Source organism: Paracoccaceae bacterium, assembly GCA_019454225.1.
Lineage (GTDB): Bacteria > Pseudomonadota > Alphaproteobacteria > Rhodobacterales > Rhodobacteraceae.
Genome location: CP075370.1, coordinates 2,902,007 through 2,923,740 on the forward strand (window position 1 = coordinate 2,902,007; position 21,734 = coordinate 2,923,740).

At 66.8% G+C, this 21,734-nt stretch carries 19 protein-coding genes; 1 reads left to right on the top strand and 18 read right to left on the bottom strand.

From position 1 onward, the window contains the following. Positions 1 to 11: 11 nt before the first annotated feature. From KF887_13715 to KF887_13730, 4 genes are read right to left on the bottom strand one after another with little or no spacing between them, the layout of a single operon-like run. Positions 12 to 1,070: a maleylacetate reductase gene (locus tag KF887_13715; protein QYK40471.1), complete on the bottom strand. Its 1,059-nt coding sequence runs from the start codon at positions 1,068 to 1,070 to the stop codon at positions 12 to 14. After that, positions 1,070 to 1,723: a dienelactone hydrolase family protein gene (locus KF887_13720; GenBank protein QYK40472.1), complete on the bottom strand. Its 654-nt coding sequence runs from the start codon at positions 1,721 to 1,723 to the stop codon at positions 1,070 to 1,072. The genes KF887_13715 and KF887_13720 overlap by 1 nt, the downstream gene beginning before the upstream one ends. After that, a complete protein-coding gene (locus KF887_13725; protein ID QYK40473.1) occupies positions 1,720 to 2,679 on the bottom strand; it encodes a VOC family protein in 960 nt (319 codons plus the stop codon). Before KF887_13725 ends, KF887_13720 begins: the two co-directional genes overlap by 4 nt. 11 nt (positions 2,680 to 2,690) lie before the next feature. Next, positions 2,691 to 3,572: a 6-chlorohydroxyquinol-1,2-dioxygenase gene (locus KF887_13730; GenBank protein ID QYK40474.1), complete on the bottom strand. Its 882-nt coding sequence runs from the start codon at positions 3,570 to 3,572 to the stop codon at positions 2,691 to 2,693. A gap of 86 nt (positions 3,573 to 3,658) precedes the next feature. On the opposite strand from KF887_13730, the gene KF887_13735 reads away from it, so the two are divergent. Further along, positions 3,659 to 4,609, top strand: coding sequence for a LysR family transcriptional regulator (locus KF887_13735; GenBank protein ID QYK40475.1), 951 nt, complete (start codon positions 3,659 to 3,661; stop codon positions 4,607 to 4,609). A gap of 9 nt (positions 4,610 to 4,618) precedes the next feature. Here the strand turns inward: KF887_13735 and KF887_13740 are convergent, their stop codons facing one another. From KF887_13740 to KF887_13805, 14 genes are all read right to left on the bottom strand, one after another. Continuing rightward, the gene (locus KF887_13740) at positions 4,619 to 4,780 is read right to left on the bottom strand and encodes a hypothetical protein (protein QYK40476.1); all 162 of its coding nucleotides are present in this window, start codon (positions 4,778 to 4,780) and stop codon (positions 4,619 to 4,621) included. Then, positions 4,777 to 6,159 (bottom strand): amidase, encoded by a 1,383-nt coding sequence (locus KF887_13745; GenBank protein ID QYK40477.1) that lies wholly within the window; start codon positions 6,157 to 6,159, stop codon positions 4,777 to 4,779. The genes KF887_13740 and KF887_13745 overlap by 4 nt, the downstream gene beginning before the upstream one ends. Further along, a complete protein-coding gene (locus KF887_13750; protein ID QYK40478.1) occupies positions 6,143 to 7,567 on the bottom strand; it encodes a TRAP transporter large permease subunit in 1,425 nt (474 codons plus the stop codon). The genes KF887_13745 and KF887_13750 overlap by 17 nt, the downstream gene beginning before the upstream one ends. 37 nt (positions 7,568 to 7,604) lie before the next feature. Continuing rightward, entirely contained in the window at positions 7,605 to 8,183 is a 579-nt protein-coding gene (locus tag KF887_13755) for a TRAP transporter small permease subunit (protein QYK40479.1), read from the bottom strand. A gap of 66 nt (positions 8,184 to 8,249) precedes the next feature. Beyond that, positions 8,250 to 9,386 (bottom strand): TRAP transporter substrate-binding protein, encoded by a 1,137-nt coding sequence (locus KF887_13760; protein ID QYK40480.1) that lies wholly within the window; start codon positions 9,384 to 9,386, stop codon positions 8,250 to 8,252. Positions 9,387 to 9,568: 182 nt separating this feature from the next. Then, positions 9,569 to 12,547 carry a protein kinase family protein gene (locus KF887_13765; protein ID QYK40481.1) on the bottom strand — a complete coding sequence of 993 codons (2,979 nt, stop codon included), beginning with the start codon at positions 12,545 to 12,547 and terminating at the stop codon, positions 9,569 to 9,571. A gap of 19 nt (positions 12,548 to 12,566) precedes the next feature. Further along, positions 12,567 to 14,081: a hypothetical protein gene (locus KF887_13770; GenBank protein QYK40482.1), complete on the bottom strand. Its 1,515-nt coding sequence runs from the start codon at positions 14,079 to 14,081 to the stop codon at positions 12,567 to 12,569. Positions 14,082 to 14,308: 227 nt separating this feature from the next. Next, the gene (locus tag KF887_13775) at positions 14,309 to 15,928 is read right to left on the bottom strand and encodes a dihydroxyacetone kinase subunit DhaK (protein QYK40483.1); all 1,620 of its coding nucleotides are present in this window, start codon (positions 15,926 to 15,928) and stop codon (positions 14,309 to 14,311) included. Positions 15,929 to 15,932: 4 nt separating this feature from the next. Continuing rightward, entirely contained in the window at positions 15,933 to 16,934 is a 1,002-nt protein-coding gene (locus KF887_13780) for an ABC transporter ATP-binding protein (GenBank protein ID QYK40484.1), read from the bottom strand. Then, positions 16,927 to 18,021 (bottom strand): ABC transporter ATP-binding protein, encoded by a 1,095-nt coding sequence (locus tag KF887_13785; GenBank protein QYK40485.1) that lies wholly within the window; start codon positions 18,019 to 18,021, stop codon positions 16,927 to 16,929. The genes KF887_13780 and KF887_13785 overlap by 8 nt, the downstream gene beginning before the upstream one ends. A gap of 3 nt (positions 18,022 to 18,024) precedes the next feature. Further along, a complete protein-coding gene (locus tag KF887_13790; protein QYK40486.1) occupies positions 18,025 to 18,213 on the bottom strand; it encodes a hypothetical protein in 189 nt (62 codons plus the stop codon). A gap of 76 nt (positions 18,214 to 18,289) precedes the next feature. Then, the gene (locus tag KF887_13795; protein ID QYK40487.1) at positions 18,290 to 19,231 is read right to left on the bottom strand and encodes a carbohydrate ABC transporter permease; all 942 of its coding nucleotides are present in this window, start codon (positions 19,229 to 19,231) and stop codon (positions 18,290 to 18,292) included. After that, the gene (locus tag KF887_13800; protein ID QYK40488.1) at positions 19,228 to 20,175 is read right to left on the bottom strand and encodes a sugar ABC transporter permease; all 948 of its coding nucleotides are present in this window, start codon (positions 20,173 to 20,175) and stop codon (positions 19,228 to 19,230) included. The genes KF887_13795 and KF887_13800 overlap by 4 nt, the downstream gene beginning before the upstream one ends. 166 nt (positions 20,176 to 20,341) lie before the next feature. Beyond that, positions 20,342 to 21,655, bottom strand: coding sequence for an extracellular solute-binding protein (locus tag KF887_13805; GenBank protein ID QYK40489.1), 1,314 nt, complete (start codon positions 21,653 to 21,655; stop codon positions 20,342 to 20,344). Between the last annotated feature and the right edge of the window lie 79 nt (positions 21,656 to 21,734).

The following is a 21,734-nucleotide window of genomic DNA, read 5'->3' on the forward strand; positions in this document are numbered from 1 at the left end:
TCCTTGTTATGTCAATTTGTTGGACGACGTCCTTCCCATGCCGCCGCCAGCAGGTCTCGGATGTCGCGGGCGGTGAAGGGGCGCGGGTTGGCATAGGGGTTCTGCACCGCAATGTCGGCCGCCCGGTCCAGATCGGCCTCGGTCAGGCCCAGGTCGCGCAGGGCACGCGGGGCCCCGACGGTGCCGGCGAAATCCCACAGGGCCGCCCCCGGCGGACCGCCGAACGTCTCGGCGATCGGCGCCAGCAGGTCGGGCACCGCCACGGCGTTGAAGGCGGTGGCGTGGGGCAGCAGGATCGTATGGGTTTCGGCATGGGGCAGATCGAACGATCCCCCCAGCACATGCGCCAGCTTGTGATGCAGCGCCATGCTGACCTGCCCCAGCACCGTGGAGCAGCACCAGGCGGCATAGAGCACCTGCGCCCGTGCTTCTGGGTCCGCCGGATCGGCGGCCAGCCTTGGCAGCCCGTCCCGCAGCGCGGGCAGCGCCGCGCGTGCCAGCGCGTCGGTCACCGGGTTGCGGTCGGGGGCATAAAGCCCCTCCATCGCGTGAGCGAGGGCATTGAACGCCGAGGTCATCGTCATCCCGACCGGCAGGGACAACGTCAGGTTCACATCGTAAACCACTGTTTCGGGGCGGATTTCCGGCTCACGGCGCGTCGTCTTCCGGCCCGCTTCCGTCTCGCCCAGGATATCGGTCATCTCGGACCCGGCATAGGTGGTGGGGATCACCACCTGATCGGCGCCCGTCCGCACCGCGATCGCCTTTCCCAGGCCGGTGGTCGAGCCGCCGCCCAGCGACACGACGCAGGTGGCGCCGGATGCGGCATAGGCATCGAGCGCCCCTGCCGTCACCTCGACCGGCGTATGCATCGCGGCCCCCGCGAACACCCCGGCCGCCCGTGCGCCCAGCGTGTCGGCAAGCGCCTGCGCCTCGGCCTCCTGATGCGGCGTGCACAGGATCATGGCCCGGTCGTGCCCGAGCCGCGCAACCTCATCCGGGACCTGCGTCAGGGTGCCCGCGCCAAAGATCACACGGGTGGTCATGCCGGGGAACAGGAAGGGACGCATCACGCGGCCTCCGCCATCGGATCCGCCCCCGAACAGACCCGCTGCAGGATCTGCGAGAACACGGACAGTTCGAAATCTGACACCTCGTGCGGCCGACCGGGCAGAACCTCGACCCGAAGCCGCGCGCCCATCGACCCAAGCTCGGCCGAAGCGGACGCCCATGCGGCAACCGGAATCCAGGGGTCGGCGTCCGACCCCGTCAGAAGCACCGGCAGGCCCGCCAGATCGGCGCGCGGCCGCGCATCTCCCGCTTGGCCGACGCGGCATCCGGTAAAGGCACAGGCCGCATCGACGGCAGCACCCTCGCGGCAAAGGTATTCCAGCGTCAGGCATGCCCCCTGCGAGAACCCGGCCAGGACAACGGGCACACCGGGCGCGGCGGCCCGCGCCGCCGCCAGATCGCGCCCGATGCGGTCGAGCGCGTCCGCCATCTCGGCCCGCGTCGTGTCGGTCAGCCGGTCGACCGCCCGCGCGCCATACCACGCGCCCCCGTCCGCGCGCGGCAGGACGAAGGCGACATGCGGCGCCTCGACCCTGGCCAGAACATGCGCGTCCATCTCCTCGGGCGACTGCCCGCGGCCGTGGACAAACACGCAGACAGCCCGCGCAAGGCCGGGCGCCACGCCACGCATGAGGGGGGCGGGGCCGGTCATCCGAAATCGGCCGGTTCCAGCCCGGCGATCAGTTCGGCCTTGCGATCCTCGAACCACGGCGGGAACACCAGGCTGCGCCCGGTCTGGCCCACGGGTTCGTCCTTGGCCCAGCCCTCGGGCACCGTCCAGGCAATCTCGAACAGCGCGCCGCCGGGCGACCGCACATACATCGACTTGAAGTAGTTGCGGTCCTTCTGTTCGCTGACGTCGGTGAACCCCATCCCTTCGAGCCGCGCCTTGAGGGCGATCTGGTTTTCCTCGGTCCCGGTGTTCAGGGCCATATGGTGAACAGTCCCCCCCGCCAGCATCCAGGTGCCCTGGCGGCTGACGCGATCCTCGATCACCTCGACCACCGAATGCGGGCCGAGGGTGTCGGGAACGCTGAACATCAGGCCCTCGTCAGTGCGTGCCTCAAGCACCAGGCCCATGCCGTCGATCAGGAATTCGTCCATCGACGACGGGTCGAAGCAGGCGACCGCGCCGCCATAGATGCCGCGTATCGCCACCTGCGGGCCAATCCCCCGGCTGGCGTTGACAATCGGCGGACGGGTATCGGCGGGATTCTCCACCAGTTCGTGCGGGATGCCGCAGGGATGCGCGAACATCACCCGCGTCAGGCCGAACCGGCTGCCCTTTTCGGCGGGTATACCGGCGGCGTTCAGGCGGTCGACCCAGAAATCCGACGCCCCGGCCGGGATCGTCTGCATGATCGTCCGGGTCTGGTTGGTGCCCCGGCGGCCGTAGATGGCAGGCTTGCGGAAGGGGAATGTGGTGACGATGGTCGAGGCGTCGCCGTTCTGCGAACCGTAGTACAGGTGGTAGACCGGGATCGTGCCGTCAAACAGCACCGTGCGCTTGATCGAATAGAGCCCGAGCGTGCGCGTATAGAAATCAAAGTCTTCCTGCACGCCATCGGTGGAAAGCGTGAGGTGATGATAGCCGCTGACAAGTGCCATGTCCGTCTCCTTCATGCTGTGGGCGTGCCGCGCAGGGGCGCCAGCACGAGTGTGGTTTCAACTGTCCAGTGCCGCGCGGCGGCCGTGCCGTGGGGCCGGAACTGCACGCAGAGCGCAGGCTTGACCCCGAACAGGGCATCGCGGCCGATGGCGGGATCGTCGCGATCGAACACATGCGTGGTCAGCGTCTGGAACCCTGGCGCCGTCACGCGGAAGTGCAGATGCGCGGGACGTTCCAGGCACAGGCCCAGGGCCTGTGCCAGCCGGCCCACCGGCCCGTCACAGGGCAGACGGTAGCCCGCAGGCTTGATCGACCTGAAGCCGAAACGCCCCGCAGCATCGGTGGTGAACCGCCCGCGCAGGTTCATGTCGGGCTGGCGGTCGGGCTCCTGGTTCTCGTACAGACCTTCGCCGTTGGCGTGCCAGACCTCGACGACCGCGCCGGCGACCGCCTGTCCCTCCAGCCCGGCCACGCGCCCCGCGACCGCCAGGGGTTCGCCCCGCGCATCGCGGCAGATGTCGGCGCCGATGGGCTGCTCCGGGGCGTCGGGTCGATAGAACGGACCTGCCACGGTATTCGGCGTGGCGCCCTCGGGGCGCGGGTTCGCGATATCCTCGACCGCGGTCGAGACGCCCAGCACATCGGCCAGCAGCACCCATTCCTGGCGCCGGGCGTCGGATTGCTGGCCGACCTCGGTCAGGAACTCCAGCGTCCGGCGCAGGTCATCCGGGGTCGGGCGCAGATCGGCCACCAGGCGGTGCAGATGGTCGATCACGGTCACCATCGCGACCACCCCGGGCTGCGCGCCCGCCTCGGCCAGACGGCGCGCCAGGGCGTCGCGGGGGTGTTCCGCGGACCTGTCCTGTGGCGCACCATCCATCATTCGCGCCATCCCCCCTCTGGATTGCGATCGCTCAAGGGTAGCGCGCCACGAACGGGCGTTGATCGGATTGCGGACGCGCCATATACCATTCTGTTATGAAGCTGAGCGAGCGCCACCTGATCCAGCTCGCCGCCGTGCTGGACGCGGGCGGTGTCAGCGAGGGCGCGGCGGTCCTGGGATTGTCACAGCCGGCGGTGTCACGGTCGCTGTCGATGCTCGAGGCGCGGGTCGGCGAGCCGCTGTTCGTGAAGGGCAAGCGCCCCCTGCAGGCGACCGAGATCGGACGCCAGCTGGCCACTCACGGCCGGACGATGCTGATGGCCTCGCGCAAGGCCTCCGACCTCGTGCAGGGCTTCGTGAAGGGCACCAAGGGCACGGTGCGCGTGGGCGGGGTGCCGTTCTTCATGGATGCCATCGTCAGCCGCCTGATCGCCGAGTTCCAGAACCGCGAACCCGACATCATGGTGCAGCAGTCCTATGGCCACTACGCGGAACTGGCGGCGGCCCTGAAGGGCGACCAGATCGACCTTGCGGTGGTGCCGCTTGGCCTGACCGAGGCCGATCCCGCATTCGAGTTCATCGAGATCCTGCCGGGGCGCAATATCGTGGCCTGCCGCGTCGGCCATCCCCTGCTGCGCAAGCGGCGGCTGGCGACGACCGACCTGACCGATTTTCCCTGGGTCGCCCCCCTGCCCGGATCGCCCTTGCTGTCCGACCTGCACGCAATCCTGCTGGCCATGGGTATACCGGAACTGAGCATCCGCTACTCGGGCGGTTCGCTGATGAGCGTGATGAACTACATGGCCGAGACCACGGCCCTGGCGGTCCTGCCGCATTCCTGCGTCTTTGCCCATCGCAAGGAGAACCGGATCACGGTCCTGCCCTTCGACATCCCCCAGCCGAACCGTTCGCTGGGCCTTCTGCGCCGGGCGGGCACCGGGCGCAGCCTGGCGGCGGACCGGTTCGCCGCCCATATCACCACATCGTTCGACGACCTGCGCCACCTGATCAAGCGCCACGAGAACGCGATCGTCTGGGGGCGCTGACCCTGCGGCTCAGCGCTTGCGGGACCCCGAGGTCTGCCAGATGTCCCAGGCGGCCAGAAGGAAGGTCACGCCCACGACCGTCACGAGGTCAAGCCGCGGGACCTTCCAGACCAGGATGCCCAGAAAGCCTGCCAGCACGGCCAGCGCGACCATCGCCATTGTCCGGTTCATGTGCCTTCCCCCTTCGACATTTTCCCGGCCCAGTCGGCCAGCCACCCTGCCGTCCGCATCAGCCGGGCGTCGTCGCCCCGTCGCCCCACCACCTGAACGCCCATCGGCAGGCCGTCGGCCGACTGGAACAGCGGCAGCGTGACGGCCGGTGTCCCGGCCAGTGTCCAGACGCCGTTCATGATGGCGCTGCCCGTGCTGCCCAGCCCCTGCGGCGCAGGGCCGGGCGCCGCCGGACAGAGGATGGCATCACAGCGGCTGAATATCTCGGCCAGGGCGCCGCCCAGCAGGTCGCGCCAGTCCAGTGCCGCCAGATAGTCGCGGGCGAGCACCGATTTGCCCTCGTCGATCGCATCGGTCAGCAGGGTCGACATCCGGTCGCGGCCCCGGCGTTCAAGCGCGTAATAGCACTTGGCCATCTCTGCAAAGTTGATCCGGCGGCGCTGTGCCTCGGCCTCGGCGAAGAGGCCCGGCACCGGCACGTCGAAACACTGGTCGCCAAGCGCGGCGGCAAGCTCATCCATGGCCGCGACCATGTCGGGGTGGGCCTCGGCCTCGGCGGGCAGGCGCAGGCGGGCAAACATCGGCCGGACCGGGGCACCCGCGCGCAGCGTGTCCAGAATGCGCGGCATCGGCAGCAGTTCGGTTGCGCGGTCGGCGGGATCGTGACCGGCCAGCACGTCGGCCAGCAACGCGGCGTCGGCGGCATCGCGCGCAAAGATGCCGAGCGTGTCCAGGAAGGGTGACTGCATCAGGACGCCGGTGCGCGGGATCAGCCCGAAACTCGGCTTCAACCCCACCACGCCGCAGAACGAGGCGGGGCGGATCACCGAACCGCCGGTCTGGGTGCCGATCGCCAGCGGCACCATGCCCGCCGCCACCGCCGCCGCCGAACCCTGCGACGACCCGCCCGGGGTATGCGCGTGGTTCCATGGGTTCACGGTCTTTCCCGGATGCATGAAGGCGCATTCGGTCGTGACGGTCTTGCCCAGGATCACCGCACCCGCAGCCCGCATCCGCGCAACAACCCAGGCGTCCTGCGCGGGCACCCGGCCGGCATCGATCGCGGTCCCGTTGCAGGTGGGGATACCGCGCGTGTCGATGATGTCCTTCAGCCCCACCGGCAGGCCATGCAGCGGACCGAGGGCGGCGCCGGACTGCCGCCGCGCGTCAAGCGCTCGGGCCTGTGCGACCGCCAGATCGCCGTCAAGCCATGCCCAGGCGCCGACCTGCGGCTCGACCTCGGCGATGCGGGCAAGGCAGGCCTCGACAACGGTCTCGGCCTTCAGCGCACCGGCGGCGATCCGGTCGCGCAACTCGACCGCGGACAGCCCGAGGATCGCCTCGGGCGCCGTGCGCCGGGACCTAGCGGGATGGGCCATAGAACGCCTCGGGCAGGTAGAACACGATCTGCGGATAGCTGTACATCAGTGCCATGCAGACAAAGACCATCCCGACATAGGGCAGGACACCCGAGAAGATCTCGGTCAGCTTGATCTGCGGCGGGGCGATCCCTTTCAGATAGTACGCGCTCATCGCCATGGGTGGTGTGAGGAAGGACGTCTGAAGGTTCAGCGCCACCAGCACCCCGAAGAACAGCGGGTCGATGCCGTAGAGCGGCAGCAGCGGCAGGAAGATCGGCACGAAGATGATGATGATCTCGGACCATTCCAGCGGCCAGCCCAGAAGGAAGATGATGATCTGCGCCAGGATCAGGAACTGGAACGGCGTGAGGTCAAAGCTCTTCACGAAATCGGCGATGACGTGTTCGCCGCCAAGATACGAGAACACGGCCGAGAACGTATAGGAGCCGACGAACAGCCAGCAGACCATCGCCGTGGTGCGCACCGTCAGGTAGACGCTTTCGCGCAGCCGCTGGAAGGTCAGCGCGCGGTAGCCCGCGGCGAGCAGCAAGCCGCCCAGCGACCCGATCGCCGCAGCCTCGGTCGGGGTGGCAAGGCCGAACAGGATCGAGCCCAGCACCGACAGGATCAGGAACGCCAGGGGGAAGAACGACGTGACCAGCATCCACAAGAGCCGGCCGAGCGGGACCGAGGGCAGTTCCTCCTCGGTCGGCCTGGGTGCGAGTGTCGGGTTCAGGATCGACCGACCCATGATGTAGATCAGGTACAGGCCGACCAGCGTGAAACCCGGCAGCAGCGCCGCCGCATAAAGCCGCACGATCGACACGCCGGACGAGGCCGCATAGACGATCAGCATGATCGACGGCGGGATCAGGATGCCGAGCGTCCCGCCCGCACAGATGATGCCTGACGCAAAGCTCTGGTTGTAGCGTGCCTTGAGCATGACCGGCAGCGCCAGCAAGCCCATCAGCGTGACGACTGCGCCCACGATGCCGGTCGCGGTGGCGAACAGCGCGCAGGTGATCAGGGCGGCAACGCCCATCGACCCGGGCACATTGCGCGTGGCCACGGCAAGCGTCGTGAACAGCTTGTCCACGATGTTTGCGCGTTCGACGATGTACCCCATGAACAGGAAAAGCGGAATCGCGGTCAGCACCTCGTTCGAGATGACCGTGTAGGTCTGGTTCACGAACAGGTCGAAGATGCGGTTGTTGTAGAACCCCTCGATCCAGAGGCCGAAGCTCTCGCCCCAGCCCGCATCCTCGGTCAGGCGATTGTAGGCCCGCCACATCCGCGTCGGATCGTAGTAGGCGTAATAGCCGAAGCCGATACCCAGGGCCATGAGCGTGAAGGCGATGGGAAAGCCCAGGAACACGAAGCCGATGAACACGGCCAGCATCATCAGGGCGACTTGGGGGTCGGTCACGGGGTGAACTCCGGCAAGGTCGGTTCGGGAAAGGCGGTCAGCCGTGGGTCTGGCCGGACTGCGCCTGCTTGATCAGGATGGTTTCGGTTTCCTCGACATCCTCGTCGGCGACCATCCAGCGGTTCTCGCGCATGCAGAGGATGCACCGGAAGACCTGCGCGATGCCCTGGATGAACAGCAGGATGCCCGCCGCGACGATCACCGACTTGAACTGGAAGATCGGGATTCCGGCGGGCGAATTGATCGACACCTCGGCATAGCCCCAGGACCGCGAGGCATATTTCCATCCGGCAAGGATCAGGGCGATGATGCCGGGAAAGAAGAAGAAGATGTAGAGGACCAGATCGACCATTGCCTGGGTGCGTGGCTGCCAGGTGCGATACAGGAAGTCGCCCCGCACATGCCCGCCGCGCGACAGCGTGTAGGCGCCGCCCATCATGAACAGCGTGCCATACATGATGAAGGACACATCCAGCGACCACGGGGTCGGTGCGTTGAAGACATAGCGCACCAGAACCTCATAGCTGACCCCGAAGGTCATCAGGATGATGAGCCAGCCGAACGTCTTGCCGAACCACGCCGACAGGGTGTCGGCGAACACGATGTAGCGGCGCATGGGGTTCCTCTGTGACAAGGCCGGGGGCGATCACGCCCCCGGCCGAAGGATGTAGCGAAGCTGCGATCAGAGCGCCAGCTTGCCCGGGAAGTAGTGATCGTAGGCAAGCGCGAGGTCCGGCGCGTTCATCAGTTCGTAGTAGGCGACCTTTTCCACCCAGGCACGCTGGCTGTCCATGATCTTCTTGTTGAACGGATCGGTTTCCAGATCGGCGATCAGCTTGTCCCAGGCTTCCAGCTGGCCGGCCAGGATTTCCTTCGACGTGCGGTGCACGGTGACACCCGACTCGGTCTGCAGCTTCTGCAGGTCGCTCGAATACTCGCGCATCGCAAGGGCGAGGTTCGAGGTCGCCGAGGCTTCGACACCGTATTTCAGGATCGCCTGGAGGTCGGGGTCGAGGTCATCCATGAAGTCCTTGTTGAACAGGAACTCGAAGGATTCGGACGCCTGGTGGTAGGACGACAGGTAGTAGTTCTTGGCCACGTCCTGCGCGCCGAACCGGCTGTCGGACGACGGGTTGTTGAACTCGAACGCGTCGATCACGCCGCGCTCCATCGCGGGCACGATCTCGCCGCCCGGAAGCTGGGCAACCGACATCCCCATCGCCTGCAGCAGGTCGGCGGCAAGACCCACGGTCCGGTACTTGAAGCCCTGCAGGTCGGCGACGGTGTTCACCTCGCCCTTGAACCAGCCGAAGGGCTGGGCCGGCATCGGCATGCCCATGAAGCCGTAGACGTTCAGGCCCAGGATGTCCTGCGTCAGTTCGCGATACAGTTCCGCACCGCCGCCCTGATAGAACCAGGCCAGCATCGTGCCCGCCGAACCGCCGAACACCGGGCCGGTCCCGAAGAACGACGCGGCCTTCGACTTGCCGTACCAGTAGACCGGCACGGTATGCGCGGCGTCCAGAACGCCATCGTTCACTGCGTCCATCACCTGGAAAGCGCCGACGACGGCACCCGCCGGCAGAAGGTCGATCGTCAGGCGGCCGCCCGACATTTCCTGCACCCGCGTCACGTATTCGCGCGCGAAATCCATCCAGATGTCCGACGCCGGCCAGGACGTCTGCATCTTCACCACGACGGGCGATTGCGCCAGCACGGCGGGCGCGGCCAGAACCGAACCTGCTGCAGCGCCGCCCGCGAGCGCGCCCGTGCGCAGGAACGAACGGCGCGAGAGCGCCGGCTTGCCGGAATTGGTCATGTTGTCCTCCCCAGACATGTCGCGGCCGGTGCCTTCGTGCTCCGTGCCTATTGGTCAGTTTTATTCACCAATTGCCGAGATTCAACCCTGCCCCGCGAAGAAAACGTCGAATGCCCGCGGTTTTTCGCAGGAAGCATCGGAATTGGTCCCGGCTCCGTGCCCGCAGGCGGTCGCGGCCCGCCCTAGCTGCCCGGCGGGGGTGGAGGGTTGGGCCTGTCGCCGCCCTGCGGCGGCATGGGCGGCTGCACCGGCGGGCTCTTGGGCGTGGCCTTGTCCCTGATCTCCTCGCCGGTCGTCTTGCGCGGGCCGAAGCGGGCCGCGATTTCGGACATCTTCTGTTCGGCAAGGAAGTAGCGCGCCTTGGGTCCGGCCGCAGCAACCACCGCCTTCTCGATCGCCGCCGCCTGATCGGCAAGCGCGTTCAGCGTGGCGTTGGTCTCGTCCAGCCAGGCCTGCGCCATGTCGGGCCGGTCGTTGGCCAGCGTGTAGAAATCCTTCTGCAGCCGGTCGATGTCGGACAGGTTGCGTTCGCGAAGGGCGACCGCGTCCTTCAAGGTCATCTTGCCGCCGCCCTTGCCCGGAACCGTGGTCGTGTTCGCAGGATCGGCGAGCAGATCGTCCAGTTCCTTCTTGCCCTCGGCGCGATGGCCGTCCATCTGGCGTGTCACCTCGGCCATCCAGAACTTCTTCTGCCGTTCCGCCTCGGCGATCTTGTCGCGCAGGTCCTGCGCGCCATCGGGCGAACCGCCGGCCAGCTTGCCGCGCAGTTCTCTCAGCTTGTCGTCAAGCTTGGTCACCATCGTCTGGAAGGCTGCAATCGGCACTTCCGCCCCGTTCTGAAGGCCCTTTTCCAGATAGGGCAGCCACATCGTGTCGGTCATGCCCTTGCCGGACGGCGCGTTCGCCCGCAGGTCCTCGGCGCTGATCGTCGCCTTCAGGCCGCGCATTGCCGTGTTCACCTCGGCCGCCGCCACCTGAAGGTCACGCACATCCTGCGGGTTCGCGTTCTGCGACACCTGGTCCATGAGCGATGACACCAGCACCGTGTCGAGCGCGGGCCGCTTCTTGGGGTCCGGATCGGACAGCGCGGCGACGATCCGGCCAAGCGCGCCCACCGGCTTCTGGCCCCGAAGCACCGATGCCTCGCTCATCGACGGGTCCATCAGGATCTTCATGATGCCGGACAGGGCAAAGCTGTCGGCCTTGCTGGTGACCCCCTGGTCGCCGCCCCAGTGTTCCGGAGCCTCGTAGCCGGGCGTGGTGTTGTAATCGCCATCCCCGGCGCCGGGGATCGTTTCGGTCTGCTCGTCGACGAAACGGCTTTCGCCGAAGTCGATGATCTTCACCGTCCCGTCGCGGGCGATCATCATGTTCTGCGGTTTCAGGTCGTTGTGCACAAGGCCCGACTGCTGCATCGCCATCATGCCCTTGACGGTCTGCGCGATCAGGTCCAGCGACAGCACCCGCTTGGCCTCGGGCGGAAGCACCCCGAGGGATTCGAGCATGACGAGGTTGTTGCCCACCGTGGTCATGTCGCCGCCTTCGACCTCTTCCATCATCATGTGCAGCGCGCCGTCGTTCGACACGGCGGCACCCTTCATCTCGACGATGTTCTCGGACCCCTCGCCCGCACCATCCATCAGCCGCTTGTGCGTGCGCATCTCCTCGGCCATCGCACCGAACGACCGTTCCTCGCCCCGCTTCAGCGACTTGACCACGAAGGTCTTCGTGCCGTCGGTATAGCGGCGGATCGCACCATTGGCCCCCTCGCCGATCGTGTCGACCAATGTGTAGGTCTGGCCGTTCACGACGATCTCGGACTTGTCGTCCTTCATCCGGTTCGGTGAATTCTCCAGGATCGCCTTGCGCATCTCCCTGCCCATCCGGGTGAAGAGCTCCTTCAACGCATCGCCCGCCTGCGACAGGTCGGCAATGCCCGTCAGCTTCAGGCAGGCAAGGCTGGCAAGCTCCTTCGGAGTCTTCAGCATCAGGTCGAACATCTCGTCGCCGGCGGGGTCGAGATTCGCGATCTCGTCGCGCAGCTTCGTCCCGGCACCTGCGATCAGGGCCTCGATCTGCGACATCGTCAGCGCCTCGGGCATGTCGTTGCCCTGGCCGAACACCGCATCCGACAGGTCCTCGAACATCGTGTCGCCGTCGAACCTGTCGAGTTCTGGCGCAACCTCGACATCGCGCTCCTTCGTCCGCGACTGCAGCGTGCTGTCCTTGAGGCCCGCCGAAACCATCATCCGCCTGGCCAGGGCCAGCCGGTCCTCTTCCTCCTGCTCCAGCCATTCGAGATTGGTGGTCGGCTCCAGCCTGTCGCGCACCTGCTCGGTGCTGGGGTCCCTGGTGTTTTCGACCGTGCCCTTGAACATCGAGATGTCGCGCAGCGCGCGCATCGCGGTCTCGAACGTGCCGCGCCGCTCGGCAACGGCCGAGACCACATAATCCGGATTGAAGTACCGGTTGTCCGGCGTGGTGATCTCGGCCTTCATGGATTGCAGCCGCTGGGTCGCGTTCGCCACCTTGTCGGCATGGCCGGCGGTCACGTGAACCGCAATGTCCCGCTCGATGCGCTCGATATGGTCGCGGAAACCGGCGGCGCGGACCTCGTCGCTTGCACGGTACATCCACTTCTCGCGCACCGCGAGTTCGATCATCAGTTCGGCGGCCGTTTCGTTGAGGCCCTTCAGATGCAGCGTCGCGGCTGTCAGGTCCGGCTGTGCCGAACAGGGCGTCAACTGGTCGACACGGTCAAACACATCCCCATAGAACCGATGCGCGAACTCGACGGTGGATTTCACGTTGCCGATCTTCGAGCGCAGAACGTTCAGCTCGGTCTCGATGCCGGAGATGCTGATCGTGCGCGCCCGTTCGACCGAAGCGGTCGCGCCCATCTTCTTGATCGAGTCGAGCGCCTTGTAGGCCTGGGCGAACTTGCCGTCCTTCGCCAGGGCGTCGGCATCGCGGATGCCGTTGTCGATCAGCTTCCGGTTGGGGTGTTCCGGCGGCAGGCCCGCGCTGTTGGCCACCGCCTTGTCGCGGCGGCGGCGGTAGTCCTCCCATTCCTTGCGGATCGAGGCGGCGCGGGTGAAGCGGCCCTTGGACTGAAGCGCCTTGTCCAGCCAGGCGCGCTGATTCTCGTCGAGCGTGGGCATCGGGATGACCTTTCCGGGCTCAGGCGGCCAGGGTCCGGGCCACCTGATCCAGCGCGGCACGCGCGCGAGAGGTGACCGAGACGGCGGCAAACGGGTTGGAGTCGATCACGGCAAAGATGCCCTGACCCAGAAGGCCATGATATTCCGCCAGAACGGTCGAGGCCTGGCGCTTCAGCCCGTCGCGCGCGGGGCCTTCGGGCGCTTCGGTGATGCGGTCCAGCACATCCTGAAGCCGGTCGTCGATCACCGCGACCTCGTCCAGGATCTCCTGCGCGGCCTCCGCGATCTCGGCCGCGTCGGCATCATCGGCGGATTGCGCGATGATGGCGTCAGCCAGCTTGCGCGCCTCGTCCATCATCCTCGACCGCGCGCCGACCCACAGCACCCGGGATTTCTGGAACGCCACGGTGCCCGCCGCCACCTCGGGCGCTGCCGGGCCGCTGCGCAGCAGCGCGACGATCTGCGGCAGCGCGGCCAGCGCACGGTCATAGGCCCCGTCGGCGGCCAGCCCGGTGACGAATGCCCAGCGGGTCCGCAACCCGTCGGGATCGGCGATGCTGCGCGCCGACAGGGCCTGCGCCACCTGCGGCGTCACCATCGCCTCGGCCTTGGTCCATTTGTCCCGCGCGGCCTGCAATGCCGCCACACCGGACTGGACCTCGCGCAGGATGCCCATCGCGGCCTCGGGCTCGCCCGCATCGACGTGGCCGGTCGCCGTATCCAGCCGGCCGGACAGCGCATCCGCGCCCGCAAGCGCATTGACCGATCCGCGAAGCATCTCGATCGCCTGGCGCAGCTTCGGCAGCCGCTGGTCATCGCCCGGGGACGGTGCGGGTGGCGCCACCGGTGGCGCCGAGGCGCGCATCATCGCCAGCCTGGCCACCACCATCTCCAGCTTGGAAATCGCGCTTTCCGCCTCGACCAGCTTGCCGCCCCTGACCAGGGCGACTGCCCCGGCAAAACCCTGCGCGACGCGGGCCGCCACGTCGGCGGGGGCGGCCGCGACCTCCGGCTGCAGGGCCTTGAGCCGCGCCGCCAGTTCCGCCGGGTCGGCGGCCGGGTCGGGAACCGCCTCGACCGGATCGGCGGCGGCATCTTCCGCCGCCTCGTCGGGCGCGGTCCCGGGAACCTCGATGGCGTCCTCGTCCCCGGATTCGTCGAACCATTCGGTCAGCACCTCGACATCGCTGTCGATGACGTTTCCGTCCGGGTCCATCACCACCACGTTCAGCGTCACCTTGTAGCGCTTCAGGTAGCGTTTGATCTTCTTCGCCAGCTGCGGGATCGTCCGGAAGCAGGTGAGGTGGATTTCCGACCCGACGGCCTGGAAGGTGCCGAAGGCGGATTTCGTGCCCGCGCCATCATGCAGGGCCAGCTTTCCCAGCATCTCGGGCTTCTTGCGGACATGGGCGGCGAGGTATTCGTCGTCCTCGTCGGTCGTGCCGGGGTTGAAGCCGAAGGCCACCGGCATGGCGCGCGACTTCTTGACGATCTTCTTGACCGCATCGTCGACGAGCGGAAATTCCTTTGACACAATGCCCCCCATCCGTTCGAAAGCCGAAGAGCGCCGCAGCGGCGCGAAATCACACTATCCCCGCGTAAATCTGACGGCGGAGGGCGCCGCCGGTCAAGAGCTATCCGACATGCGGGGGTGCTGCGTGGTCCCATGATCCGTGGCCCGCCGGGATCAGCGGCCCGCACGCGCCGCGCCCCGCGCGGAACCGGGCTGCACCGATCCGCCGAGCCCCGGCCCGGCGGTGTTCAACCCCTTGCAAGCACTTCGAAAAGACGCGCCACACCCTCGGCACCCGGATCGTTGTGACCGGCAAGCTTGTCCGCGCCAAGATAGCTCGCGCGCCCCGCCCGTGCGCGGGTCATGCCCGATGTCGCATCGGCACCCGCCCGCGCCGCGGCAGCGGCGGCCGGCAGCCCCTCGGGCAGCGCGGCCAGCGCGGGCGCGAGCGCGTCGATCATCGTGCGGTGGCCGGGGGCGGCGCCGCCGACCTGCATCACCCGATCCAGCCCTGCCGCCAGCGCGCCGATCCACGTCCGCCCCGAGGCCGAGGCATCGCCCGCCGCGGCGAAGAAGATCGCCAGCAGGACGCCGGACGATCCGCCCATGGTCTGGCTCAGCTCCATGCCGATCGCACGATAAAGCTGCGTCGGGTCGGCCAGCGGCAACCGGTCCACCGCCGTCACCAGCGCCCGCGCCGCGGTGGCAAGCGTCGTGCCGGTATCGCCGTCACCCGACTTCGCATCCAGGCTGTTCAACGCGGATTCCTGCGAAATCAACGCATTGCAGCAGCGCAACACAAGATCGCGCCGGGCCGGATGGGCCGAGGGGATGGGCTGGATCGGCGCAAGACCGTCAGGCAGCGGCCGCACCGCCACAGGCCCCACCACCGCCAGGCCCGGCCAGGCGGCGGGCTCGACCGGCGTGGCCAGGGCAGAAATCACCTCGTCCGTCCCCGGCAGCAGCGAGACCGAAAAGCCGTGCATGTCGAGCGAGGTCATCATCGCCGCGGGGCCGATCAGCCAGCCCAGCCGGTCCCCCATGTGCCGCGCCAGTTCCTCGGCCAGAACCGACATCTCCAGCGGTGTCGTGGCCCCGAGGTTGTTCAGCAGCGCCACCTGCGGCCCCTGCCCCATATGCGGCGCCAGACGATCCGCAACCATCGCGATGGCCGCCCTCGCGCCGGCGAAATCCACCTGCTCGACACCCGGCTCGCCATGGATGCCAAGGCCAAGCTCGGCCTTGCCAGTGCCGATCCGATCTTCCTTGGGGCTGCCGGGCACGGTGCATGTGTCCAGGCTCATGCCGATCGAGATTGCGCCGGAAATTACCGATCTCGCCATCTTTTCAATGGTTTCCAGGTCTGCGCCGGCCTCTGCCATGCCCCCCGCGATCTTGTGGACGAACAGCGTTCCGGCCACCCCGCGCGGTTGCGGCAGGTCGGGCAGCGCCACATCGTCATCCACCACCACCATCGCCACCCGCAATCCGAAGGCGCGGGCGCGTTCGGCGGCAAGGCCGAAGTTCAGCCGGTCGCCGGTGTAGTTCTTGACGATCAGCAGGCACCCCGCAGGCCCGGTCACCGCGAGGATTCCCGCCAGCACCGCATCGACCGACGGGCTGGCGAAGACATCGCCGCAGACCGCCGCTGTCAGCATCCCGCGCCCCACGAAACCGGCATGGCTGGGTTCATGCCCCGATCCCCCGCCCGAGACGAGCGCGACCTTCGCACGGTCCCAGTCGGCCCGGACGACCACCTTGATATGGGGAAACCCGTCCAGCCGGGCCAGGCGCCCGCCGCTGGCGCGAACCACGCCCTCGACGGCCTCGGTGACCAGGGTGTCCTTTGCATTCATGAACTGTTTCATGGTCTTATCCTTGCCGGATGCGATTGCCTTCAGCATCGAACCACAGCGCGCCAAGCGGCGCGACGGCCACTTCGGCGCCCGGGGCCAATGTGGTATGCGGGTCGGTCAGGGTGATCAGGTCATGGTCCGCCAGCCGCAGGTGCAGGCGCGTCTGGTCGCCCAGATGCTCGACACGATGGACATGGGCGGGCTGGCCCTGGCCCAGCGCGACATGTTCGGGACGCAGGCCGATCTGCGCAGCACCGGGCGGCGCCCCCGGAAAGGCCCGCGCGGGCAGCAGGTTGATGCGCGGCTGCCCGAGACGGGTGGCGACATAGGCGCTGGCCGGATCCTCATAGACCTCGCGCGGGGTGCCGAACTGGACAAGGCGCCCATGGTCCAGCACGCCGACATGGGTGGCCATGGTCATCGCCTCGATCTGGTCATGCGTCACATACAGGAACGTTGCCTGAAGATCTCGATGTATCCGCTTGAGTTCGATACGCAATTCCGCGCGCAGCTTGGCATCGAGCGACGACAGCGGTTCGTCCATCAGGTAGATGCGCGGAGATCGCACGAGCGCCCGCCCGATCGAGACGCGCTGCATCTCGCCCCCCGACAGCTGCGTCGCCTTGTTGTCGAGTTTATGTGTGATTCTAAGAACTTCCGCGACGTCCTTCACCTGCGCCGCTATGCGGTCCGCAGGCCAGGCAAGGACCGGCGAGCGCAGCGGGAAGGCCAGGTTCTCGCGGACCGTCAGGTGGGGGTAGAGCGAATACTGCTGGAACACCATGGCGATGTCGCGCTGTGCCGGCGTGTCGTTCAGGACCGAGGCCCCGTCGATGCGGATGTCACCTGCGTCGGGCCGGTCGAGGCCGGCGATCAGGCGCAGCGTCGTGGTCTTTCCGGCCCCGGTCGGGCCCAGCAGCACGACAAATGCGCCGTCGGGGACGGTCATCGTCACATCCGAGAGTGCCAGGGTTTTTCCGAATGATTTCCGGATTCTGGACAGGACAACCTCAGCCACGGAGCACCCTTTCGTTGGCTTCGGTCGCAAGCGCCCGGCCGGTCCCGGCATCGAACAGCGACAGGGTGGGGGCAAGGAGGCGGAGGCCGGTCATGTCACCGGGGCGCAGCGTTTCGGCCGAGGAGATGCGCGCCTTGACCGTGCCATGCGGGGCGGTCAGCGTGATGATCTGGGTCGTCCCCAGATACTCTGCCGCCTCGATCCGCGCGCGGTAGGGCGCGGCATCGTCAAGGCGGACATGTTCGGGCCTGACACCCAGGACCAGTGGCCCCCGGGCGCCTTCGCGCAGGGTGGGCAGCGCGATCTCTACGCCGCCAAGGTTGACGGATGATGAACCGGGCGCCACGGCGCCGTCGAAGCGCAGCATGTTCATCGAGGGGCTGCCGATGAAATCGGCCACGAACAGCGTGGCGGGATGGTCATAGATATCCTGCGGGGTTCCAAACTGTTCGACAACCCCATGATTCATAACGACAATCTTGTCGCCCATCTGCATCGCCTCCAGCTGGTCATGGGTGACATAGACGGTGGTCGCCCCCATCCGGTCGTGCAGGTTGCGCAGTTCCTCGGCCATGATCTCGCGGAATTCGGCGTCGAGCGCGCCCAGCGGTTCGTCCATCATGAAGGCCTTGGGGCGGCGCACGATGGCGCGGGCCAGGGCGACGCGCTGGCGGTCGCCGCCCGACAGGCCGCCCACCGGGCGGTCGAGAATGTCGGCGATGCGCAGGATGCGCGCCACCTCGGCCACGCGGGCCTGCACCTCTGGCCGTCTAACTCCTTGGGAAACAAGGGGATACGAGATGTTCTTGCGCACGTTCATATGCGGGTAGAGCGCGAACATCTGGAACACCATGGCGATGTCGCGCTGGCTGGCGGGGCGTTGCGAGACGTCTTCGCCGTCGATCAGGATCTGGCCCGAGGTGGGCAGTTCCAGCCCCGCGATCATCCGCAGCGTGGTGGTCTTGCCGCAGCCCGACGGGCCCAGCAGCATGAAGAATTCACCGTCGCGGATCGTGAAGGACGATCCCTTCACGGCGGTGAAGTTCCCGAATTCCTTGCACAAATCCCTGATGACGATCTCGGCCATGGGTCAGTCCGGGAAATGCGAGACGACGATGAACATCACCGTGCCGGTCAGGGTCACCGCGAAGGACCAGCCATAGGCCCAGAGCGACAGGGGCTGCATCAGCATCACGACGCCGAGGCCGATCAGCACCGAGGCGACCAGTTCCCAGGGTCCGCGACGCAGGCGGACGAGGCCGGATAGAAAGGAATTCACCGTCTGTTTCCCGTCTGGTTTGCGTATGGCAGGCGTATGGCATCCGTCCCGACAGGACGCGCTGTGCTGCAGGGTTTCATTTACGCACCGCCCCGAAGGTGATCCCGCGCAGGAGATGCTTGCGCAGCAGGATGGTGAAGATCATCACCGGCAGCAGGAACAGCGTGGCCCCCGCCGCGACGGCCGGCCAGTCCTGGCCGCCGACGCCGATGATCGTGGGGATGAAGGGGGGCGCGGTCTGGGCAACGCCCGAGGTCAGCAGCACCGCGAAGGCGTATTCGTTCCAGGCGAAGATCAGGCAGAAGATCGCGGTGGCGGCGATGCCGGTGGTGGCCTGCGGCAGCACGACCTTGCGGAAGGCCTGGAACCGCGTGTAGCCGTCGATCAGCGCGGCTTCCTCGTACTCGCGGGGGATTTCGTCGATGAAGCCCTTGAGCAGCCAGACCGCGAGGCTGATGTTCACCGCCGTGTAGAGGATGATCATCCCGAGATGCGTGTCGCTGAGGCCCAGCGTGCGGTACATCAGGAAGATCGGGATGGCGACGGCGATGGGCGGCATCATCCGGGTGGACAGGATGAAGAACAGCAGGTCATCCTTCAGCGGAACCTTGAAGCGGCTGAAGGCATAGGCCGCCAGCGTGCCGAGGAAGATCGACAGGAAGGTCGATCCGAAGCCGATGATGACCGAGTTCATGAACCTTTCGCCGAAACGCGACTGGCCGGCGATGACCATCCCCTGATCGCGCACGATGCGGTCATACCAGGTTTCGGGGGGTGGCAGTTGCTGGAATGCCTGCTGGCTGAGCCGGGTGCGGGTGGTGAAGAGGTTCACATAGCCTTCCAGCGAGGGCTCGAACACCACCTTGGGGGGGTAGGAAATCGAATCCGGCCCCGACTTGAAGCCGGTCATGATGATCCACGCCAGCGGCATCAGCGTGATCACGGCGTAGAGCGTGACAAGGATGCCGGCGACCCATTTCGACCGGGCCGTGGGTTCGGTGATGGAAACCGCGCTCATCTTTCCTTCACCTTGTTCAGGGCCTTGACGTAGATGCTCGCCAGTCCGAAGACGGTGACGAACAGGATGATCGCATAGGCCGAGGAATAGCCGGTGCGCCATTTCTCGAAGGCCTCGCGCTTGAGGTTGATCGAGGCGAGTTCCGTCACCGAACCCGGTCCGCCCCCGGTGAGCTGCACGACAAGGTCGAACATCTTGAAGTTCTCGATGCCCCGGAACAGCACCGCGAGCATAAGGAAGGGCAGGACCATGGGAACCGTGATGGTCCAGAACTGCCGCCATTTCGAGGCGCGGTCGATCTCGGCCGCCTCGTAGATGTATTCGGGGATCGAGCGCAGACCGGCAAGGCAGATCAGCATCACGAAGGGCGTCCACATCCAGGTGTCGACGATGATGATCGCCCAGGGGGCCAGCCGCACCGAACCCAGCATCTCGAAGGACGAGGGCGGGACGCCCGAGACGAAGCTGACGGCATAGTTGAACAGCCCGATCTGCGGCTGGTAGAGGAAGGTCCAGAAGTTGCCCACCACGGCGGGCGACAGCATCATCGGCAGGACGATCAGCGTGGTCAGCAGGTCGTTGCCCCGGAATTTCCGGTTGATCGCCCAGGCGAGCGCGAAGCCCAGGATCACCTGGAGCACGATGGTCCAGACGAGGAAATGCGCCGTGGCCTGCATGTTGGCCCAGATGCCGTCGTCGGTCAGGATGCGTTCGTAGTTGCGCAGGCCGACCCATTCGACCTCTCGGTTCGGGCGGTTGGCCTGGAAGTTGGTGAAGGACAGCCGGACCGTCCAGATCAGCGGGAAGATGTTCACCGCCAGCAGCAGGAAGATCGTGGGCGCCACGAAGATCCAGGCGATGGCGCGGTCCGACAGGCCCCGGATGCGGCGGGCGACAGCGGGAGGGGTCGCGCGGGCGATGCGGTCGGCGGGCGTGTCGGTCATGGGGCAGGCTCTTCCGGGGTCGGCGCGGATGCGCCGGGGTGAAGGGCACACCCCTGCCGCATCCGGCGGAGGGGGGTGCTCAGGGCGGGTGGCGGGCGGATGCCGGTGGCACCGGCCCGGCACGGGGCAGGAGGCGGCGAGGCCGCCCCCTGCCCGGCGCGGCGTGTCAGAGCTTGCCTTCGTCCTCGAACACTTCGGTCCAGTCGGCGATCAGGCCGTCGAGCGCCTCTTGCGCGGTGCCCTTGTCGGCCACGATGTAGTCGTGCAGCCGTTCCTGCATCGCAAGCAGCAGCGAGGCATAGGCCGGCTCCTGCCAGAAGTCCTGGACACCTGCCATCGCCTCGAGGAAGTCGGCCGCGAAGGGGGCCGTGTTGACGAAGTTCGGGTCTTCCAGCACCGCCTTGTGGCAGGAATAGCCGCCCATCGACCACCAGCGCTTCTGCACCTCGGGGTCGGCGAACCACTTGATGTATTCCAGCGCCGCGTCCTTCTTCTCGGAGTAGCTGACGACCGAAATCCCCTGGCCGCCCAGTGTCGAGGCGGCGATGTTCTGGGCGGGGTTCACGAAGAAGTCGATCTTGTCGCCGCCGACGGTGGGATCGGCGTAGAGGCCCGGGAAGAAGGCGAACCAGTTCATCGCCATCGCCACCTGACCGGATTTGAAGGCGTCGAGCGACTGTTCCATATAGGCGTTGGTATAGCCCGGGGGCGTCGCGGTCTTGTAGAGTTCCTTGTAGAATTCAAGGCCTTCCACGGCCTCGGGCGAGTTCACCGCGCCTTCCATGTCATACTGGCCGGGCGTGTTCTCGTACTTGAAGCCCCAGGCGTAGAGCGCGCCGGTTGCGCCCATGGTGATGCCTTCCGACCCGCGTTCGGTGAAGATCGAGGCGCCATAGACGGTCTGGCCGTCGATCTCGCGGCCCTGGAAGAACTGGGCGATTTCCAGCAGTTCCTTCTGGGTCTTGGGCTCGGCCAGGTCGCGGCCGGTCTTTTCCTTGAAGGCGGCCTGGATGTCGGGGCGCGAGAACCAGTCCTTGCGGTAGAACCAGCCGTTCGCATCGCCCATCGCGGGCAGCGCGTAGTAGTTGGGTTCGCCCTTGGGCCAGGTCGAATAGGCATAGACGGTCGCCGGGGCGAAATCGTCCATGCTGATGCCTTCGCTGTCGAAGAAGTCGTTCAGCTTGACGTAGTGGCCGTTCTCGGCGCCGCCGCCGATCCACTGGCTGTCGCCGATCAGCAGGTCGCAGAGCTTGCCGCCCGAGTTCAGTTCGTTCAGCATCCGGTCGGCGAAGTTGGGCCAGGGGATGAACTCGAACCGCATGGTGTGGCCCGACTTGGCCTCGAAATCCTTGCTGAGTTCGACCAGCGCGTTTGCCGGATCCCAGGCGGCCCAGCACAGCGTCAGGGTTTCCGACTGGGCTGCACCCGCCGACCATGCGAGCGCGATGGCCGCCGAGGCGGCCAGAGATGTCCGTTTCATGATAGTCCTCCCAGAGGTTTGGTGCGGGCAGGGTCCGGCCCGCCTTCTTCATTGACGCAACGATAGCCCTGCCCCGGCG

Bases quoted from the DNA above. Each gene is read 5' to 3' on its own strand.
- KF887_13715 (QYK40471.1), bottom strand. From the start codon at position 1,070: ATGCGTCCCTTCCTGTTCCCCGGCATGACCACCCGTGTGATCTTTGGC.
- KF887_13720 (QYK40472.1), bottom strand. From the start codon at position 1,723: ATGACCGGCCCCGCCCCCCTCATGCGTGGCGTGGCGCCCGGCCTTGCG.
- KF887_13725 (QYK40473.1), bottom strand. From the start codon at position 2,679: ATGGCACTTGTCAGCGGCTATCATCACCTCACGCTTTCCACCGATGGC.
- KF887_13730 (QYK40474.1), bottom strand. From the start codon at position 3,572: ATGGCGCGAATGATGGATGGTGCGCCACAGGACAGGTCCGCGGAACAC.
- KF887_13735 (QYK40475.1), top strand. From the start codon at position 3,659: ATGAAGCTGAGCGAGCGCCACCTGATCCAGCTCGCCGCCGTGCTGGAC.
- KF887_13740 (QYK40476.1), bottom strand. From the start codon at position 4,780: ATGAACCGGACAATGGCGATGGTCGCGCTGGCCGTGCTGGCAGGCTTT.
- KF887_13745 (QYK40477.1), bottom strand. From the start codon at position 6,159: ATGGCCCATCCCGCTAGGTCCCGGCGCACGGCGCCCGAGGCGATCCTC.
- KF887_13755 (QYK40479.1), bottom strand. From the start codon at position 8,183: ATGCGCCGCTACATCGTGTTCGCCGACACCCTGTCGGCGTGGTTCGGC.
- KF887_13760 (QYK40480.1), bottom strand. From the start codon at position 9,386: ATGACCAATTCCGGCAAGCCGGCGCTCTCGCGCCGTTCGTTCCTGCGC.
- KF887_13765 (QYK40481.1), bottom strand. From the start codon at position 12,547: ATGCCCACGCTCGACGAGAATCAGCGCGCCTGGCTGGACAAGGCGCTT.
- KF887_13775 (QYK40483.1), bottom strand. From the start codon at position 15,928: ATGAAACAGTTCATGAATGCAAAGGACACCCTGGTCACCGAGGCCGTC.
- KF887_13785 (QYK40485.1), bottom strand. From the start codon at position 18,021: ATGGCCGAGATCGTCATCAGGGATTTGTGCAAGGAATTCGGGAACTTC.
- KF887_13795 (QYK40487.1), bottom strand. From the start codon at position 19,231: ATGAGCGCGGTTTCCATCACCGAACCCACGGCCCGGTCGAAATGGGTC.
- KF887_13800 (QYK40488.1), bottom strand. From the start codon at position 20,175: ATGACCGACACGCCCGCCGACCGCATCGCCCGCGCGACCCCTCCCGCT.
- KF887_13805 (QYK40489.1), bottom strand. From the start codon at position 21,655: ATGAAACGGACATCTCTGGCCGCCTCGGCGGCCATCGCGCTCGCATGG.